Here is a 19403-nt window from a genome sequence, read left to right on the forward strand (position 1 = left end):
ATGACTCTGAAGGCCATAATGCGGCACTGAGCGAAGGATTGGGCCGGTTTCCCCGCGTTTCAGACCTGGCTGCCGCCGGGCGGAATGTTTTTTTGCGGGGGAAAGATTTCATGGCTCTTGACGGGTGTCCCTTTTGATTTTCCACCGTGTGCCCCGCCTCTCCTCCGGTGCTTTCTTCTTCCCCGGGACATGGTCTCGCAGAAACTCCTCTACTTCCCTGTGCCTTTCAAAGGCTTCCCGCATACCCCGGCAATCCATCATATTCGCCGCCATGCCAGGGATCGGGAGCAGAAAGAGTTTGATAGCATCGACCGGGAGCCCGATTGAATAAAAGAGCGGTTATCTTGGTATCATCTTATAGTGATTATGCAGGAGAGAGATGTGAAGAACAGTTTTTTGTGCTGAAGCAATTAATCGAGAAGTATGCGAATGAGGTGCAAAATGGAAGATAACAGGACAGGAGTAGCAAGCATAGTATGGACTGTGGCTCTTTTTGTCATTCTCGTGATGTTTGCCGGCTGCGGATGCTGAGGAGGAGGCGTATAGATCTCATTGCGGGAGGCTCATTTTCAGGAGGAGTCGCAGGGGTAACGGGGAGCGACGGCCTTTCCCGGCATGACGCGCTGCCGTAATGTGAACAGAGCAGTTTATGGAAGGCATTTCCTTCATAGAGGTGGAATGATATATCGCCGGTACTGATACCGGCGATATATGCATTAAAGGGGGAAACTGCAATGAAAACCATGAAAGCAGTGCTTCATGTAAACGAGAAGCCCATAGAGCTCAACGAGTTCGCCGGGCATTTCCTCGAGAACATCGTGCTCTCTGCCGCTGCTTCACTCAAGGGCCCCGAGGATATCAAGACCCTTGAGTTTCACTACAAGGGAGGGAATTTGACCCTCACTGTCAACGGGGCTCCCATCCCGCTCTCTGCCTTTCCGGAGAAAGTCATTACCGGTACGCTGCTTGGCCTCATCAGCTCCTACAAAGGAGTGGAGAAAATAGAGCATTTCACGGTGGCTATGAAGCAGGGGAAAGGGTCTGTTCCTGCCTGCAAGGGATCATGCAAGTGAGGCTCCCTTTCTCCTGCCGCCTGCCTCAAGCCACTCAGTGGTAATACTGCTTCATCTTGGCATAGTTGGGCTTCTGCTTCCACGAGTCCACGGGGAACTTGCCATTGCTGGGATTGATGCCGCCAGCCACGTCGATCTTGTTGCAGCCGAAAGTGGCCTCGGTCCCGCTTTTCCAGTGGGCGTTCACCGCCTGGTGGACACAGGTCCCCATGAAGGGTCCCAGGTCATCGTTTCCATGGGCGAAAGGCATCACGGCCTTGAGCTGCTCCTCGTACTTCGCCGCCTGGGCCTGCTCCGCGGCATCGTCGGGGGTTCCGTTGATCTGCCACCCCATTTCGGTGAGCATGAAGGGGATGACCTTCCCGCCGTTGATGGCTTTCATGGCTGCGGGGAAATCGGTTCCTATCCACTTTGAGAAAGCGCTCCCGTCCTGGAAGCCCTGGACAGCGGCGATAAAGCGGTTCTGGAACACCGTGGAGAGCCCGTTGCTCTCGAAGAGCTCCTTCATCTTGTTGGTTGCCCCTGCGCCCATCGTGCCGTTATTGTACCACGTCCCCGTGGTGACGGGGGCGATGATGGCGATCCTTTCGCTGTCAGGGATGCCTGCCGCGTCCTCGGCGGCGATAATCTTTTTCACCACGTCCACGACCGCCTGGGCCTTGCCGTTCCTGTAGGAGTCATCGGTATAGTTGTCCCACTCGTTGCCGAAGTCCCACATGAGCACGGCAGGGTGGCGCGTGCCTCCAGGATAGGCCTCGGCGACGAAATTGGGCCACCACGCGTCGTTGCCGCTGTCATTCCTGTGGTCCAGGTACCAGTTCGAGATGGGGACCATGACATAAATGCCTTTGTCCTGGCAGTACTTGAGGAAATTGGTGTGGATCCTTCCCGACCCCTTCTGGTTCCAGTCGTAGAGGTGGAGGAAGTTCACTCCCGCCTGGGCGAAGGTGCCGATGTCGTCGCGGCTCTTCGTGCCCGTGCCCCAGAGGTCCTGGCAATCGTTGTTCCAGAAATCTGAGTCGGTGAAATAGCCGGTCCCATCGCCCTTGTAGTCGCTGGGGCCTGGAGTATAGCCAAGTCCTTTGAGGGGCCTGAGGTCATAGACCCGCTGTATGGCTGAAGGATAAGCGCCTGTCTGGGCCTTCCCCGTCATGGTGACCTCAGTGACTTCTCCCGCCGTTGGCGTATAGGAGACGCTCTTTGAGCCCTTTGAAGAGGTCTGGCCGTCGAAGACGTAGCCGGCCTTCTGTGCATAGACAGTGTATTGTGATCCGGGGACCACTTTGTAAAAGAGGGCTCTGCCGTTCTCTGTTGTTTTATCGAGGGACCAGTCCACCGAAGAGCCGCTCATATGGCCAAGATCGGAGAAGTCGGCAGGGTAGTGATCGACATCCACCCCTGAAAGAAGCGCCTTTTTCGCAGAATCAAGCACCTCGACGACCACGTAGCCGGTATTCGGATCATAGGGATGGTCACCCCCGGCGAACTGGCTCCACTCGCTCTGGCTTATGATGCTGCAGTTCTTCGAGGTATCGGAGCTCACGTCCACGCTTGTGTTGAGGGCCACGTATGAGTTTTTCGATACCCTGAGGCTGTAGGAGCCTGAAGAGATTCCCGTCATGGTATACTTTCCTGCGCTGTCCGTCGTAGCAGAGAAAGAGCCGCACTCCGTGCAGAACGACTTTGGTGAAAGTGAGCACTGGGCACCCTGGACGGGCGTGACGCCGTCCCTGCCATAGACAGTTCCCGACAGGGCGTAGGTTGTGCCTCCCGTGGTGCCGTTTCCTGATAATGAAGGGAAGTAACCCTGGGAGGAGTCTCCGCCCGTGCTGCATCCCGCGCCGCAGAAGAGCAGCATCCCGATAAGCGCCAGTGTCAGAACCCCCTTGCCGTTTCGTTTCATAAAACCTCCTTATAGTGGTGCAGAAAATGGGGATAGCCGGGAATCGGAGAGGGCTGCAATGGCTTATCCTTTTCGGGAGGGTCTGAGCTTTTCTGGTGCAAAGCACAGTTTCCTCCGGCTCAAAAAGCATCTCTCCTTTTCCAATACCTTATAGATTAATTGCCCATGGCAGCTCTCCCTGCCTGTTCTCCGTTCTTTTCTCTGTCAGCAGTGCCTCCTTTCCTTCAGGTGTCCATGTCCTCCTTGACGCTATTATAGTGATCATTTGTGAAGGCTCCGTGAATGAAATGAGAAGGCCCGGTGAAGGCCGGCACCGTGGGTAATGAGGCCGCGGTGAGGGCCGTGGCAAAAGCGAACGGCGATAACCGCATCGCCATCATCGTACCCTGCCACAGGGTAATTGGAGAGGACGGCAGGCTTGTAGGCTATGGCGGGGGCGTATGAAGGAAAGAGTTCCTTCTCCGCCTCGAGCAGGAGCACCGCTCAAGGTAAAAATGGGGACAATTGACAATCTGCTCACCAAGCCGGGCTCTCCGGGAAAGCTTCATTTGATGATAAAGCCTGTCGTATACTGCCAGGTGGCGCGGTAATCCTTCACCTGGAGCACCGCGCGGGGCCCCCGCCATGGCAGGCTGCGGGAATAGCCGAGGGGAGGCAGGCTCCCCTCAGGCTGCCAGTAAACCCAGCCCCTGATATAAGAGCCGTCATGGACCACTTCGACAGTGGTGCGGTCCGATGTGCCGCTCCAGCAGTTGGGTGTCTCAAGGTGGAAATCCTTCACCAGCCCTGGAATCTGCACATAGGGGCCTCCATCGGTGAAACAGGCTTCGCTCAAAGGGATTGCGAAGCAAAGGGTCATCTCCAGGAGGTATGGCCTGTAGAAGAGCTCCATGGGGTGGGTGCAGGTAAATTCAAAAGTCACGGCAAGAGCCTCAGGGTATTTCACCTGCGGTGCAGTGCATTTAAGATCCACCTTGGTGATGCAGAGAGGGTGGTAGAGATAGAAGTCCCTCCAGGGGGGGCAGTCGCCGCCGGCAAACTCATCCATTGAAGGCCGGGGCTCAAGAGAAAGCGCTGGAGGACGCCCGGAGCATTTATTCACGGACTTCTCCGCTGCGAACAAGCCCCTCATGGCCTCTCCTGCCCTTTTGGTGAGATACCTCGGGATATCGCCGGTACTTGAAGGCGCCATCGTGGGGAGAATCGGCGGCAGGGGCGGGGCAGGGGGAAGGGACTTGCGGGAAAGCCTGCCCTGGATCTCATGAAGGGCACTGATTATCTCGAGGACATCGGGAAAGCGCTTCTCCCTGTCATTCTCAAGACATCTGTGGACAAGGGCCGAAAGCTCCTGGTCAATGCCTGGCAGGACCTCCTGGAGAGGCTTAAAGTGGAAAGGGCTTTCCTGGGGGTCTCTGCCCGTGAGAAGCTGGTGCATCGTGGCGCCCAGGGAATAAATATCGGAGCGCCTGTCGCTCTGGTCCTTCCCGTAGAGCTCCGGCGCGGCATAGCCGGGGGTGCCCAGAAGCAGGGTGTCCCGGGCCTGCCCCGCCTTGAAGTACCGCGCTATGTCAAAATCCACAAGTTTTATGTTCCCGTCAGGCACGAGCATGATGTTGGCAGGCTTCAGGTCTCTGAATATGATATTGTTCCGGTGGAGTGTCTTGAGGATGTCGCAGAGTTTGAGAGCCCAGCAGATCACCTCCCCCTGGCCGGGCAGGTTTTTCTCCAGGTGCGATGAGAGGGGGAGGCCTTCCACGTATTCCTCCACAATGAAGTAGCAGTTCTCCTTGGTGAAGTAATCAAAGACCTTTGGCAGGGAAGGGTGGGAGAGGGTGGTGAGGATGGCCACTTCCCTCAGGAACTTGTTATGGGCTTCCGCGAGGTCCGACTTGAGCTCTTCAAGAGGCCTGGTGATTTTAATGGCATACTGCGGACCTTCCGGAAGCTTTTTCACGAGGTACACTATGTTCATCCCCCCCTCGCCGAGGCGGGAGAGAACCTGGTAATTCTCCGCTATGAGGTCTCCGGGAAGGTATTCTTTCATCGTTTTCTACGGCGCCTGCGACAATGCTTCTGCGAGACTTATAAGCCTTTTGATATCGATGCGGAGCGAATCAGGGTTGAAATATGCGCTCAGGTCGGGGTAATCAAAGCTCAGGCATACGGCGCCCTCGTGCACGTCAATGCAGGAATACCCCACATGGAACAGGCCGTCAACGATGTCTCTCGTGGCCTGGGGAGAGAGAGCATTGGCCACTTTCTGCCTGGCGGCGGTTTCAATAAGATAGCGCTCGTCAAAATCCGGCTCGCCGATTTCCACTTCGCTGAGGAGACGGCAGTCTTTCCCAAGCTTCTGCAGGCCACCCTCGGGAGAGATTTTCATGCTGAACGGCGTCGCCGTGAAGAGAGTGACGGTGATGAAGAGAGGCTGATTCCTGCCTTGTTTTGATATCTCGATGCTGAGGCTGTATCCTTCAAATTTCCCCATGATCCTTGCAGGGCTCAATCCCTGGATCTGGGGGCTCTCAAGGAGGGGAGCGATGCGCGTCAAAAAGCTCTTGGCGGAAAGTGATGTCAAGGCAGAAAGAGTATATCCTGCCGCGAATACCGCCAGGGCAAATAGCAGGAATCCTATGTCAGTCATGACCGCTCCAAAAAGTAGTGACAGACTCCTCTCTTTACCAATTTTTACAAAGAGGAGCTATTCCCCTGCTGGTCCCTCTATCGGGAAAGGCCCTTTTCTGGTATAATCACCTCAAAGCGCCCGATTAATTGAATGGGTCGATAAAAAAGAGGGCAGGGGCAGCCTCCCTGGTGCGCGGGCTGCCATAGAAAAGCTAAAAGGGGAAATGCCTGTGCATGCAGCAATGCTCGTTGTGTTCGCCCTTGGCACGGCGGCTATCTGTTATTACTCCTGGTGGCTCTCCCTCAGGGCCCGCCGCTACCACGGCATCCCCCGCTTTGTCGCCTTTGAGAGCCTTTTATTGATGGTGCTCCTCAACGCAGGATCGTGGTTCAAGGATCCCTTCTGCCTGCGCCAGATTGTCTCGTGGATAGTCCTTTTTGCCTCTCTCTACCCTTCAATGGCGGGATATCTTCTTCTGCGCGGAGCAGGCAGGGCGGAAGGAACCTTTGAGAACACGAGCGTCCTCGTGAAATCGGGCGTCTATAAGTATATAAGGCACCCTCTTTACACCTCCCTGCTTCTTTTGGGCGTGGGGGTCTTCCTGAAAGACGTGACCATTCTCACTACAATCCTTATGCTGGTGAGCACGGCTGCTCTTTTCGCCACTGCATTGATGGAGGAAAGAGAGATGGTGCGGAAATTCGGCGGCGAGTACGAAGCCTATATGAAGGAGACAAAGAGGTTCATCCCCTTTCTCTACTGAATGATACTGGGAAAGCAAGTCTGTCGCCTAATTTCCCGAACAGGAGAAGGGTGCTCACGAGCACCAGCAGGTACACCAGGGTCACCTGGACCACTTCGCCGGGAGCGGCGTTGAATTCCCTGGATCCTGCAAAATGGCTCCGGTGCTCTCCCGGGAAAGGGTTTCTAAAGGAACTTGAGAATGTTCGGGGTGTAGAGCTCTTTCACGGCAGCAATGCGTGCCTTGATCTGGCTCTTGTTGGGCAGGAGGCTGATGCATTCCTTCTGGTATTCGAATACCTGCTGCACGGGAAAGGTCTCCCACAGGTTCCTGCTCTTCTCGTAGAACAGTACCACCGCGTCCACGCTGCTGGCGAGGATGGAGCTCTGGAGCGCCAGGTTGAGGCACGCCTGGCGGCGAAGCACCACGTCTTTGGAGGCACGCATGGTGGTTACCAGGAATGACTGCAGCTTGGTGCGTGTCCCGTCGGACAGGGCATTCCCCGTCGATGACCCGATGATGCCGAGGAGGGCCAGGCACTCCTTTTTCTGCTTTGAGCTGGCGTAGCCTTTTATCAACTGGTCGGCCACTGCATCGAGGGAGGCCGGCGCGATACCCAGGGCGGTGAAGATGCCCTGGCGGTGCGCCTCCTGTACGGGTGCCCACAGCACGCCGTCAAGACCGCGCATGTAGGCTACCTTCTTGTTGGTGGAATCCATGACCTTGAGCACCGAGGCCTGGTTGCCCACGCGGATGCGCTTCAGGTCGGCAGCAGGGTTGAAGATGCTCACCGCTCTCGGCTTAAGCTTTTTTGTATAGTCGATGACAGGCAGGCTGCTCCGGGCGCTCTCAGGCAGGAAGCGGCCCTCAAGTGCAAGTGCCGTATCGCCGGTGGCTTTATAGGCCTTTTGTGCACTCTCCAGGACTTTTTTCGCGAAATCTGCCTTGTTCGCCGCGTAAAAGGCGTCCACTATGGCACGGATGGCGCCGGCCGCCTCGAGATCGCCGCTCTTCCACTGAGGGCTGGCTATGAGCTTCAGGGCCAGGCGCTGCGCCCCGGCATAGTCCCTGGCGTCAATGAGCCGCAGGCACTCATCAGTCGTCGAGCTCACGAAGCCCGATATGGTCCTGCTTTCAGCGACCAGGGCCGCCTGCGGCAGCAGAGCGAAGGCAAGCAGCAGGGTAAGTACCAGGAACAGGAATCGTCTTGCATTCATCTGTCAGTCCCTCCTCTGAGAATCATTGATATGCCAGGACCTATAATATCATGATGCTGTCTGATATACTCTGGAGCATGAATAGATATTCCCTGAAATCAGCTCCGGCACCTCTGCGGGGAAAACCTGGGAGAGGCCTGATACACTCCCTTCCCTTGCCGTGCTGAGAATTATCTGCTAAAATCTTCAATGACAGGAGAATAGTCCTTATTCCATTGGCACAAAAGAGCCTTATCATTTCCCGATAAGGTTTTGCAGCACCTCCTGGCAGTGGGAATCATTCCATAAGGGGAAGCAGCAATGCAAGTGACATCACCGTCTCTCAGTCAGGAAAAGCCTGTAATCAGCGAAGAGACTGTCGCGAAGTGGCAGAATCTTGTGAACCTCATGGCCCGGGCCTGCCAGGTGCCGGTAGGGCTTATCATGAAGGTGGAGAAGCCTTATATCGAGGTCTTCGTGCGGAGCGCCACCGAGGGCAACCCCTATGAAAGGGGGGAGAAGGCCTCCCTCAATACGGGCCTCTACTGCGAGAGGGTGATAGAGCAGCGTGTACCTCTGCTGGTTCCCGACGCGCTGAAAGACCCCGAGTGGGATCACAACCCCGACATAAAGCTGGGGCTCACCTACTATCTGGGCTTTCCCATAGCGTGGCCTGACGGCGACATATTCGGCACGATCTGCATCCTCGATTACAAGGACAACCCTCATGCGACAGACCAGAAGGAGCTGATGGCCGAGTTTTCACAGGTCGTCGAGAGGGATCTGCGCATTATTATCCAGGGAGCAGAGCGTGAGAGGCTCCTCAGGGAGAAGGAGCTCCTTCTCAAGGAGATCCACCACCGCGTGAAAGGCAACCTCAATATCGTATCGAGCCTCCTGGCCCTCAGCGCGGCGGGGTACAATGATCCCCGCCTGCAGGAAGCCTTCAGGGAGAGCCAGAACCGCATAAGGTCCATCGCCCTTGTCCATGAGAAGCTTTACGGCTCTGCCGATCTTGCCTCCATCGATTTCGGATTGTATCTCAAGGCCATCGTGGCGGTCCTCTTCGAGTCGTCGGCCAGGAAAGGGATTTCGTTCCGCATGGACTGTGATGAGATAAGGCTTGAAGCCGATGAGGCAGTGCCCCTTGCCCTGGTCACCAACGAGCTCGTGTTGAATGCCCTCAAGTACGCCTTTCCCGGCGACTCGGAGGGGGAGGTGGCAATTGAGCTGCGCTCCGGTGATAAGGGAAAGATTGTGATGACAGTCCGGGACAACGGGAAAGGGTTCCCGGAGCACCTGGACTTCCGGAACTCCCCGAGCCTTGGCCTGCAGCTCGTGAACGACCTGGTGAAGCAGATCGGCGGCACCATAACCATGGCAGGAGAAAGCGGAACGGTTTTCACCATTCAATGGTGAAAACCTTATGCTACAGCTTCTTCACATAGACCTTCCAATAGTTCCCGTTGCTTTCGACGCACTGGTACACCATGTCATTGTAGCGGAGGTCATTTATGGTCTCCTTCACCGCCACGTCAATATGCCTGTCAGGGAATGCGATGGTGATCTGCTGATAGCCCATGCTCACCATGGCGTCTCTTAACTGCATGCTCTTGCGGGGCTCCACCACCCTGGCCTTCTCATAGCGCTTCTTGCTGATTCTGACGGTCCATTTCCCGCCGTGGAAGACAACTTCATCGTGCCTGTTGTCAATGCTTCCTATGGTGGCATACTGCGTCTGTTCCAGGTATTTTCCCTTGTGGACTGTCAAGCTGGTCTTGCTTATCGTCACCTCGCACTGACATTCCTTGCTTCCCTCCCAGGACACATTGGCATAAGTGCTCTTGTCAAGCTGGCCGTCCTCGTTGCAGGGAGTGTTGAGCTTCACCTGGTCATAGGGGTCGTCGTAGATGCTGCTCTGCGCCAGGCAGGTGCCGGTGCCCATGGACACCAGGAGTGCGGCAAGCACCGCCACAGAGGGAATCAGGCGGAGAATCGCATTCTTCTTCAGGCTCATATGATGCCTCCTTCGGGTTTTTGCAGGACTTCAGGGGCCGCTATTCTTCTCCTCGAAAGGCACCGCATCCTTCTCACAGACAGGGGATTACTCCCGCTCATACGGAGGGCAGGGCGGAGACAGAGGGAGAGCCCGGTCCAATGGAGAAGAAGATCTTCGGGAAACCGGGGCGCATCTCCTACGTCATTGCCGTCGCCGACCCCCACAAAGTAGAGCCCCGTTAAATATCGGGGACATCAAGATGAAAGGAAATCTGCCATGGAGCTTATAACTGTCAACAATGAAAAATGCACAAAGGATGGCCTCTGTATCAGAGAATGCCCCGTAACGCTCATTACCGCAGGCCCCGAAGGGTTCCCCGCCGCCGTCGAGAACGCCGCCGAGCTTTGCATAGGCTGCGGCCACTGCGCTGCCATCTGCCCTCATGGGGCCCTGGTCCTCAAAGGCACCGATCCCGGCACCCTGCTCCCGGTCCAGGAAGAGGGGGCCATCGGCGGTGACGCCCTTATTCACCTGATGAAATCAAGGCGCTCCGTCAGGCAGTATAAAGAGACGCCGGTGCCCGCGGAGGTGCTGCAGAAGCTTCTGGACGCCGCGGGATATGCCCCCACGGCAAGGAACCAGCAGACCCTGGGATGGATCGTGATGGAAAGGCGGGAGGTTGTCCATGACCTGGCGAAGCGCATCATCGAGGGCTTGAGGCAGGCCGACTTCATGCCGGCGATGGTGAAGGCCTTTGACGAGGGGCGCGATGTCGTGTTCCGGGGAGCGCCCCATCTCGTCATAACCCATGCCCCCTCCGAATCGGTGCTGCCGCAGGTTGACTGCGTCATCGCCCTGACTTACTTCGAGCTGGCCGCATGGGCCTCAGGCGTGGGCACGTGCTGGGCAGGCTTCCTGATGAAGGCAGCGGAGATGAACCCCGCCATTGAAAGGCAGCTTGGAATACCGGAAGGCCGCAGGCTTTACGGCGCCTTGATGGCAGGATACCCGAAGATCCGCTACCGGCGGGTTCCTGAGAGGAAAGCAAGAGAGCTGAGGTGGCTCTGACCTTCCATGCCCGTGATTGATCATATCCAGGAAAACTGAGGAGGACTATGAAGAAACTGCAGGCGCCGTTAAAAGCTCTCGGGGTGTTTTTTCTGGTTGCCGCTCTTCTGATGACGGGAGGGTGCGGAGGCAATAATGGCTCTGACCTGTCGAACTGGAACTATGGATCTTCCGGCGATGAGCAGGCAGCACAGAGCTGTTCCATCTCGGGGACCCTCCGCGATATCTCCACAAGCCTGCCAATAAGGGGAGCCACCTGCACGCTCGGCCAGGCAAAAAGCGGAGGCCTGCTGAAAGGCTTTCTGAGAGAGTCAGGCCGATCCATAGACACAGGCACCACCACCACAGACAGGAGCGGCAGTTACACCTTTTCCGGAATACCTCCGGGAGACTATCATATACGCTTCAGCCATGACAGCTATATCAGCAGTGTATGGCGCAGCGTCGCGGTAAAAGACTCCGTCACCGTCAAAGATCATCACATGGTGCGGCGATCATTCTGGAACAATTTCGCAGGCTCCGATCACTCCCATGACCAGGGCAAAAGCCATCTGATAGTGGAGGTTCAGTCATCATCGCCCGGAGAGTCACATCCTGGAATCAAGGCGGCAGTGAGCCCCTCTGATGGCGTTCTGATAGGCTATTTCACCGACAGCAGGTATCCCTCCATCGACTGGAGCGCAACAGAAACCAATAAGAACGGGAGGATCCTCCTTTTCAACCTGACTCGTGGAACCAGTTATACCCTCACCTTGAGCGGATCCCAAAGGAGCACTCCCCTTTCAATTGCTCATACCAGCACCTCAGGTGACGCGGTAGAGCACTACAAGGTAGCACCCCAGGAGATCACGCCCTCTCCCATGCCGACTCATACTTCGACGTCCACACCGACCCCCTCCCCCACGGTGTCAGGCACTCATATCGATATCCTTGCTGATCAGCCAGTGTACGCCATGCACGAAGGCTATGGAGCAAATGTGACATCGATGAACACTAGCATTGAAATAGAGGTGTTTGAAAAGTGGGGAGGAAGAGTGGGCAGCGCTTACTGTGCATTGCCGGAGCCTGATGATGAAGCCCATTGGAGCTCGATTTTCAGCTTCATGAACTGGTCAGGCCTGGACTGGATCAGGCTGAATATGGAGATGAACGACTATGAGCCCGGGAAGGACCACTTCACCTGGGACAGCGGAAATTTCAGGAGGCTGCTGAAAATCCTGGACTGGGCGCAGGCACATGACGTGGATGTGCTGCTGCAGCAGCAGGATCAGGCAACCCAATGGAACTTCATCCAGATGATCAATCCCGCCTTCAGCGCGCCAAGTGACATGAATGCCTTTGCAAACGGCTTTGCCACCATGGTGGATTATCTTGTGAACACGAAAAACTACACCTGCATAAAGCTTCTCAACATTACCAACGAGCCGATGAACTGGTGGGGCTGGTGGGCAGGCGGCTGTGATATCTCCGTGGGCTACCAGATGGCCAGAAGCGCTCTCGATGCAAAGGGGATCAAGGTGCCTCTCTGTGGCACTGAATATTTTGACAGCGGCGGATACACTTACAACTGGGACGCCTGCAAGGCTTACCTCGGCGCCTTTGAGAATCACTGCTACGGCTCCGGGGCCTATGACAGCCCGGCATACAGGCCCATAAGCGATCCCGATTACCCTGTATTGTGGGGGGAATTCGGAGGAGGCGACAACACCGGTTATGACTGGAATATCTTCGTGGCGAAGTGGTACCTTGGAGGGCCCGCTAACGGAATTGACGGCTTTGCGCGGTGGAGCTATCTCAACCAGAATGATATTGACGGGATTTTTTCCTTCATACAGACCTATGATACCGTCAACAAAAAGCTGCTGGATACCTACACTCCGACAGAAAACCTCTACTGGATTGACGGGATCGTGTCGCGCTTCACGTCAAAGTACTCCACTGCCCATGCAGTCGCCTGTGATGACCAGGATTTCATGGCCACGTTCCTGAAAAGCCCTGATGGAGCATATACCCTCATAGTGGTAAACGGGGAAACGTCTGGATATGGCACTGAATGCAGTTATACATTCCAGGGGCTTGAAGAAAGCAAGACCTTATACCGGTATTCGGTGACCCCGCCAGAGGTGAAAGACAGGACAGGAGGCGTCACAATATCTTCCAGCGGGAGCTTCACCGTGGGTCCTGCCTCGCCTTCCTTCAATGACATGGTGAGCTCGAACAGTATCTTTGTCTATTCAACGTACAACCTGCCTCACGAGGCCAACGGAATCGTAGATGACGGCCCTTTCGCACCGATATCCACCAGGTATCCTATTTCATATAATACCGAGGTATGGGGCTCAGGGAATGCCAATATCACCTATCAGGGCGCCTGGGCCACTGCCGCTGACCCCCGCTCCTACGGCAAGGTGGAAAGATATACCAGCGCCCCGGGAGCATTCTATCAATTTTCCTTCACCGGCACGAACTTCAGGCTCTATGGCCATCAGGACAACGGATCGTGCCTGGCGACGGTGTATATTGACGGCCAGCGTGCCGGATACGCAAACAGCTATGCTCCCGTCACTCTCTACCAGATGATGACATACAACAGCCCTGCGCTGAAGAACGGGACCCACACGGTGAAGGTGGTATTCGAGGGAAAGAGCACTGTCACGGCCGGCGGCGCTTATATCAATCTGGACGCCATCGGCTTCAAACAGGCTCCTTAAATCAGGGTTCGGCATCAGCAGAACCTTTTCAGCATCCCCCCTGAGCCACCGGAGAATCAGCCTCAGGCCTTTTCTGCAAAAAAAAAACGGGCCTGCAGAGCTGATCTGAAGCCCGGTTTTTTATCTTATCCCACTTTACTGCTTGTCAAAATACACTATGTCATGAGATCCCACTGAATCGCCGTAGTTGGTGTAGAGCCTTATGGTACCCGCCGACATGAGCACTCCCCCGATGTCGCCCACACCGTAGGTCTCTTCGGTGAGCTTGGTGCCGCTTGAGTTGACCATGGTGATATCAGTCATCTGGGCGGGCCAGGTGATCCCGTCCGTGGAGACCGCCTTGCCCTGCTTTTCCAGGAGATACGTGGCATACATCACGTAGGAGCTCCCGTCTTTCACTATGATGGGATCGTGATAGCTCGTGTAGAGCTTCTGAAAATTACTGAAGGTGAGCCCGTCGGAAGAAGTTCCCATGTAGAGGGATGAGGGATTGTTGTCTCCCTTCTGGTTTGCCGACAATACTCCCACGTAGGTGCCGTTTGAGGCGATATAGTAAGAGCCATGGCCTGCGAGCTGAAAGTAAGCGTTCTGATCATAAGGATAGATTTCTATCCTTATCCCTTCTTTGGTGAAATTGATTCCATCGGTGGATATGGCGCTCCTCACGTGGTGCTTGTAATCCTTGTTGTCTGAAGGCTGATTGCTGGCCTGGTAATACATCCTGTATCGTCCATCGGGAAGCTTCACTATACTGGGTCCTGAGATAAGATGCTCCCTGTCATTGACGTCCGTGGTTCCCTGCAGCACGACGCTCTTCACGGTCCATGCGCTGCCGTCCGGGGACTCGGCGTACTTGATGTCGGTCTGCGCCTGGGATGCATGGCCATAAAACATCCTGTAGGTGCCGTTGTCCAGCTTTATCACTTCGGGCATCAGCACGTTTCCTGACTCAGTCCCGTTGGTGCGGCCTATCGCGTAGCCCTTCATGAGCCATGTTTCAGAAGTCACCGGTGAAGGCGAGGGGCTTGGTGAGGGGCTGACCGAGGGGCTTGGTGAAGGCGAAGGCGTGGGAGGCGTGGGCTGGGGAGAGGGATTGGGTGTGGGGTTTACAGGCACCGATACCTGGTTGCTGCTCGAGCCTGCGCTTGTCACCACGATGACCGATACCCCCGTGGAGGGCGAGCTGTCGGGGACCCTGCACACCACCTGCGTATCTGACCAGGTGCTGTAAAGTGTCGCCTGCACGGAATTGATCCCGTCGGTAAAAGCCGCGTAGCCGCCCCTCGCCTGGCGGGTGGCGCCGAAGCCGCTCCCGTTCACCTGGCACCAGTCTCCGGACCGAAGTGGCTGGCCCGGGCTGTTGAGGTTGGAGAAGCTTGAAATCTGCGGTGCCGCCGTAGTGCCCCCTCCTCCTCCGTAATATGCGCCGGAGCCAGAGTCTCCCCCCCCGCCGCAGCTCGAAAGAATCGCCAGCGCTGCAGTAAAGAGAAACACCATCAGCAGGAGCACCTGAAACTTCTTACCCATACTTGACCCTCCTTCCAGAATTATCACTTCTAGTGGAGAGTTCTTTGCCGAGGAAAATTTCCCCTCCAGGGTGAAGATGAAAGAATAAAATCCATGGTCCTCAAGGCTTCAGCACGCAGTATGCCTCATCTTTTGCGAGCACCACCCGGGCCGGGTTTATGCTGACGACATAATATCCGGAAAGAAACCGGTCACCCTCGCGGAGCTCCTGGGTATCCCCCTTCACCAGCATATGGGCGGTATAGTGCTTTCCTGATCCGAAAATACCGATCACTGACACCTGGGGCAGGAAATCTCTCTGCCTCTCGACTGACGGGGGATAGGCTTTCATGGCCTTGATTTTTACCTCTTCGAGAAATCTGCGGGCTTCGGCACACTTATCCTCGTCTCTCTCCAGCAGCAGGTAGCGGTTCAGATAGTCCTTGGAAGTACGGTAATCCCCGGCCTCGCTCGCGGTGACTCCTATCTGGCGGAGGAGGGAGATCTGCCCGGGTTTCATCTTTTCGGCTGCCTTGTAAGCAGAGAGAGCATCTCCGAGGCTTCCTTTTCTGCTGTGGCAATCAGCAAGAAGAAGAAGGGCGGAGAGATGGTTGCTCTGAAGCCGAAGAGCCTGCCTGAGAGCAGCTATTGCCTTCTCATAGTCGCCATTCTGGTAATAACATATGCCGATGGAGAAAGCCCCGTCAGCGGTCCTGTTGAGCTTCTGCGCCTCAATGAGGAGAGGAAGCGCGTAGCTGCAGTCTTTTGAAGCCACGGACATCCCGGCGATATGGCGCAGCCTCTCAGGGTTTTTCGGCTTCCTCTTTATGTATTCCTTATAGGCCCTGAGGGCCTCATGGCCCTTTTCCCGGCCTTCAAGGGACTGCCCGATATACCAGTATGCTTCGGCGCATTTCGGATCATGGGTGAGCGCTTCCCTGAAGCATGCCTCGCTCTCGGTGAATCTGCCTTCGGTGAGCGATAATATCCCTTTTTCCATGAGCTTTGCCGCATCGGGCAGCGCTTCCGTCACGCCTGCCCGCGGTGATTCCGGCAGGGGAGGGGGAACCGGTGCCTTCGAGGGAGTTGCTATGATCACGGCAGGAGGTGGTGAGGATGGAGCTCCCGGGAGCGGGGGCTGCCGCGCTCCCGCAATAAGCTTCACGAGCCTGAACCCGCCGTAGGAAAACAGCAGGACAGCCAGGAGTGCCGCGGGCAGAAGCACCTTCCTGAGGAGCCTCCGGGGCATATCCCCTGGGCCTCTCGCCGCCTCAGGGCGGCGGAGCCTCACAGTGGTCTCATCTTCCACCGGGAGTCTCTCTTTCCGGGCGGGGGCGGAAGCGGTACCCTCTCTCTTCACGGCGCTTTCAATGAGTTTTTGTGTCAAGACCTCTCTTTCAGCGTCCTTTACGCTTGAGTCATTCTGTGAGCTCAACAGAGAGGTTCTCAATGCCTGATGCTCCCCTCTCTCATCCTTCGCTCCGAAAAAGGCTTCCCTCATCTCCGCTATGCTCTGGAAGCGATCCTGCGGCTTTATCTGCAGGGCTTTCTGAACGGCTGCCTGGGTTCTTTCGCTCACTTTCGGATTCATATCGCGCACGGGAGGAAATCTGAAGAGCGTCTCCCGCCACACCACGTTATTGGTGAGCAGCAGGTAGATCGTGGCTCCGATAGTGTAGATGTCGGACCTCGCGTCTGTCTGGCCTTCGCCGTAATGCTCCGGCGATGCGGTGATGATGGTGCCCATTTTTTCGGTATCTTCGGATTTCTTGTCCTTGTAGATCCTTGCAATGCCGAAATCGATCAGTTTCACCTTTCCGGTCGATGCTTCCAGGATCATATTCTGAGGCTTCAGGTCGCGGTAGATGATCGGGGGCTTCTGGCTGTGGAGGTATTCAAAGATATCCAGAATCTGGCCTGTCCATTCAAGCACCACTTTTTCCGAGAGGAACACCTTGGTGCTTCTCGGGATTTTTTTCAGCAGGTTCTCTCCTTCAATATATTCCATCGCGAGATAGAAGGAGCCCTCCTCCTCAAAAAGCTCTTCAACCTTGACGATCCCGGGGTGATCAAGCCGCTCCAGGAGGCTTTTTTCTGAAGTGAGGGATATCACCGCCTGCCCGTCACTGCCTGCCACCTCCTTGATGATGGAGAGCTTTTCCCCCGCTTTTGCACGATATATCACCGCCATTCCGCCGACGGTCATATACGTGACCGTATATTTCTCCTTCAATACCGTTTTGTCGGGAAGAATGGTGACAGGGAGGCCGTCGGGCCCCAGTTTCTTGTCAGGAGTGTGCACCCGGAATATCATATTGCCACCGCCAAGCTTAGGTAAGGATTCGGGAAAATGGGGACAGACTCCTATATTTACAAATTGTTCACAGGAACAGCGCAGCAGACATCCCGGGGCATGGGAGGAACGATGGGGGCTCAGGCTTTCCTGAATTTCACGGTGAACCTTGTTCTCTCGCCGCCCTCGCAGGTGGCTTCGCCGCCAAGCTGCATGGCCAGCGTGGACACCAGGTCAAGGCCCAGGCCTGGAGCATGGCTCAAATCGAAGGCCCCGGGGAGGCCCCCGCCGTCATCGGCCACTTCCAGCAGGATGAAGCCGTCATTCTCTTTGAGGCTCACGCTTACCGTTCCGCCCCGCTCCCCCGCGATCCCGTGCCTGAGGGCGTTAGTGACGAGCTCGTTGACGATGAGGCCGAGGCACGACGCATCTTTCCCGTCAAACTTCATCTCTTCAAGCGAGAGGGCGAGCTTCACAGAGCCTTTTCCGCCGGAACCGGACTTTACAAGCGACCGGGCAATCTGCTCGAGGTAGCAGTCGAGACGTATTTCCGCGCTATAGCCATCGGCATAGAGCATGCAGTAAAGGTCCGAAAAGGTGGACATGCGGTTAAGGATACTCTTCAGCGCGCTCCTGGCGGCGGGATCTTTTTCCTGATTCATTTCCAGGTTCACCAGCGAGGTGAGCATGATGAGGGTGTTCTTTGCGCGGTGCTGAAGCTCGCGAAGCAGCACGCTTTTCTCCTCCAGAGCCCTGCGCAGCTCCTTTTCGGCCCGTTTCTTGTCGGTGATGTCACGGACGACCGACACGGCGCCAATTATTTTCCCGGCGTCATCTCTGACAGGGGAGGAGCTTACCTGGCGGTGCCGCAGCTCGCCGCTTGCAGGACTCCGGATAATCTCCTCCAGGTTCCTGATGGATTCTCCTGCAAGAGCGAGAAGGGGCGGTGCCTCCTCGACGGGGCGGGGAGAGCCGTCGGGGCGGAAGACTTCCAGCGAGCCGGCAAGCTCCCTCACATCGATTTCCTTCCCGGGGGAAAGCTTGAACTCCTCGAGGGCACTCGGGTTGGCGAGGGTAAATTTCTGCCTTGTGTCGTTGAACCAGACTTCGTCATTGATGCTGTTGAGGAGCGATGAGAGCTTTTCCTTTTCCCCCTTGACAGTAGAAAGCAGCATCAGAGCTTCTTCCTCTGCCTGCCTGCGCCCCGTGATGTCCAGAATTATCCCGTCTATATAGCGCGGTTTCCCCTCATCATCATAGAGTGGCTGCCCCCTCTCAAGGCAGCAGTGAACCGATCCATCCCTGGCTTTGAGCCGGTACTCCACCTCGAAGGGTTCTCTGTTCCTGAGGGCTTTCTTTACTGTGCCGATTATATATTCCCTGTCATCGAGAATAAGAGGGTCTATCGAGCACACTTCGCCATGGGTGAGCTCCTCCAGCGCATACCCGGTTATCCGCATGATCTCCTCGTTGAAGAACTCCATCCTCCCTTGCTCATTGAGATGGACCCTGTATACTGCGGCGGGAACATTATGGGTGAGCGTGCGGAACGACTGCTCGCTCTTGCTCAAAGCCTCTTCATAATGTTTCTGCTCCGTGATATCCCCTATGAAGCCCTCAAGGTATTCCGGTGCGCCTCTCTCATCTCTCGCCAGCCGGACTTTCAGAGCGCCGTTAAAAGTGCTGCCGTCTTTCCGCCGGTAGAGGACTTCGGCGTGAAGGGGCTCCCTGCCGCCGCGGAGCTCCTTCACCAGCTCCTCGCGCCGTGCGGGATCGGCAAAAAACTGGCAGCCCTTCCCTGCCGCTTCCATGGCATGGGCAGGGCTCTCATAGCCGAACATGCGGGCAAACTCGGCGTTGATGTCCAGTATCGTGCCGTCGATTCGTGCGAGGAAAATAGCGATGGTGGCGTTTTCAAAGAGGCTGCGGTACCGGTCCTCGCTCTCCCGGAGCGCCTCCCCGGCCTGGGGCTCCAGGTCTTTTGACTTCATACCCTGGCTCCTTTAAGGCGGTTCTTTATACCGTCATGTATTCTCGCGGGCAGCCCTTCCCTGCCTGACTCAGTTGAAATCCGGTTCGAAGATGAATGCTGCGATGAAGGGAAGAAAGGGGGAGAGCTGCGCCATGATTATGCCCTGGTGAAGATTACTTATTCTTCCGCCTCTCCGAATCCTTCTCAAAATCAGGAAGAATTGCCCGTCTTTCTCTTAAATCAAGTGCCGCAAGCCCTCCGACAGAAGCGAAAAGCAGAGTGCTCCATAAGAAGCGATGCGACAAATGGTAACA

At 56.0% G+C, this 19403-nt stretch carries 14 protein-coding genes; 6 read left to right on the forward strand and 8 right to left on the reverse strand.

The features are described from left to right. The first annotated feature begins 734 nt into the window (after positions 1–734). A complete protein-coding gene (locus RDV48_25160; protein ID MDQ7826116.1) occupies positions 735–1073 on the forward strand; it encodes a hypothetical protein in 339 nt (112 codons plus the stop codon). 34 nt (positions 1074–1107) lie between these two features. On the opposite strand, the gene RDV48_25165 is transcribed toward RDV48_25160, so the two are convergent. After that, positions 1108–2976 (reverse strand): carboxypeptidase regulatory-like domain-containing protein, encoded by a 1869-nt coding sequence (locus tag RDV48_25165; GenBank protein ID MDQ7826117.1) that lies wholly within the window; start codon positions 2974–2976, stop codon positions 1108–1110. Between the two features lie 300 nt (positions 2977–3276). Here RDV48_25165 and RDV48_25170 point away from each other — a divergent pair, with 300 nt between their 5' ends. Next, a complete protein-coding gene (locus RDV48_25170) occupies positions 3277–3420 on the forward strand; it encodes a methylated-DNA--[protein]-cysteine S-methyltransferase (GenBank protein ID MDQ7826118.1) in 144 nt (47 codons plus the stop codon). A 100-nt stretch (positions 3421–3520) separates the two neighbouring features. On the opposite strand, the gene RDV48_25175 is transcribed toward RDV48_25170, so the two are convergent. Together RDV48_25175 and RDV48_25180 are read right to left on the reverse strand one after the other, a co-directional pair. Next, complete coding sequence (locus RDV48_25175) at positions 3521–5020, reverse strand: serine/threonine-protein kinase (GenBank protein ID MDQ7826119.1); 1500 nt, start codon at positions 5018–5020, stop codon at positions 3521–3523. A gap of 6 nt (positions 5021–5026) precedes the next feature. Next, positions 5027–5620, reverse strand: coding sequence for a hypothetical protein (locus RDV48_25180; protein MDQ7826120.1), 594 nt, complete (start codon positions 5618–5620; stop codon positions 5027–5029). Positions 5621–5825: 205 nt separating this feature from the next. Here RDV48_25180 and RDV48_25185 point away from each other — a divergent pair, with 205 nt between their 5' ends. Beyond that, positions 5826–6365, forward strand: coding sequence for an isoprenylcysteine carboxylmethyltransferase family protein (locus RDV48_25185; protein ID MDQ7826121.1), 540 nt, complete (start codon positions 5826–5828; stop codon positions 6363–6365). Positions 6366–6529: 164 nt separating this feature from the next. On the opposite strand, the gene RDV48_25190 is transcribed toward RDV48_25185, so the two are convergent. Then, entirely contained in the window at positions 6530–7561 is a 1032-nt protein-coding gene (locus tag RDV48_25190; GenBank protein ID MDQ7826122.1) for a hypothetical protein, read from the reverse strand. Between the two features lie 300 nt (positions 7562–7861). Between RDV48_25190 and RDV48_25195 the strand changes: the two genes are divergently transcribed. Then, positions 7862–8959 carry a histidine kinase dimerization/phosphoacceptor domain -containing protein gene (locus RDV48_25195; GenBank protein ID MDQ7826123.1) on the forward strand — a complete coding sequence of 366 codons (1098 nt, stop codon included), beginning with the start codon at positions 7862–7864 and terminating at the stop codon, positions 8957–8959. A 10-nt stretch (positions 8960–8969) separates the two neighbouring features. On the opposite strand, the gene RDV48_25200 is transcribed toward RDV48_25195, so the two are convergent. Further along, positions 8970–9557 carry a hypothetical protein gene (locus RDV48_25200; GenBank protein MDQ7826124.1) on the reverse strand — a complete coding sequence of 196 codons (588 nt, stop codon included), beginning with the start codon at positions 9555–9557 and terminating at the stop codon, positions 8970–8972. A gap of 258 nt (positions 9558–9815) precedes the next feature. Here RDV48_25200 and RDV48_25205 point away from each other — a divergent pair, with 258 nt between their 5' ends. Together RDV48_25205 and RDV48_25210 are read left to right on the forward strand one after the other, a co-directional pair. Next, entirely contained in the window at positions 9816–10607 is a 792-nt protein-coding gene (locus RDV48_25205) for a nitroreductase family protein (GenBank protein ID MDQ7826125.1), read from the forward strand. Between the two features lie 47 nt (positions 10608–10654). After that, a complete protein-coding gene (locus RDV48_25210; protein ID MDQ7826126.1) occupies positions 10655–13318 on the forward strand; it encodes a carboxypeptidase-like regulatory domain-containing protein in 2664 nt (887 codons plus the stop codon). 135 nt (positions 13319–13453) lie between these two features. Here the strand turns inward: RDV48_25210 and RDV48_25215 are convergent, their stop codons facing one another. From RDV48_25215 to RDV48_25225, 3 genes are all read right to left on the reverse strand, one after another. Further along, on the reverse strand, positions 13454–14845 hold the full coding sequence (locus RDV48_25215; protein MDQ7826127.1) for a hypothetical protein: 1392 nt from the start codon (positions 14843–14845) through the stop codon (positions 13454–13456). A 100-nt stretch (positions 14846–14945) separates the two neighbouring features. Next, positions 14946–17138, reverse strand: a complete 2193-nt coding sequence (locus tag RDV48_25220) for a tetratricopeptide repeat protein (protein ID MDQ7826128.1) — start codon at positions 17136–17138, stop codon at positions 14946–14948. 119 nt (positions 17139–17257) lie between these two features. Beyond that, a complete protein-coding gene (locus RDV48_25225; GenBank protein MDQ7826129.1) occupies positions 17258–19108 on the reverse strand; it encodes a PAS domain S-box protein in 1851 nt (616 codons plus the stop codon). Between the last annotated feature and the right edge of the window lie 295 nt (positions 19109–19403).

It is taken from the genome of Candidatus Eremiobacterota bacterium (assembly GCA_031082125.1).
In the GTDB taxonomy this organism is placed as follows: Bacteria; Vulcanimicrobiota; CADAWZ01; order CADAWZ01; family Ess09-12; genus Ess09-12.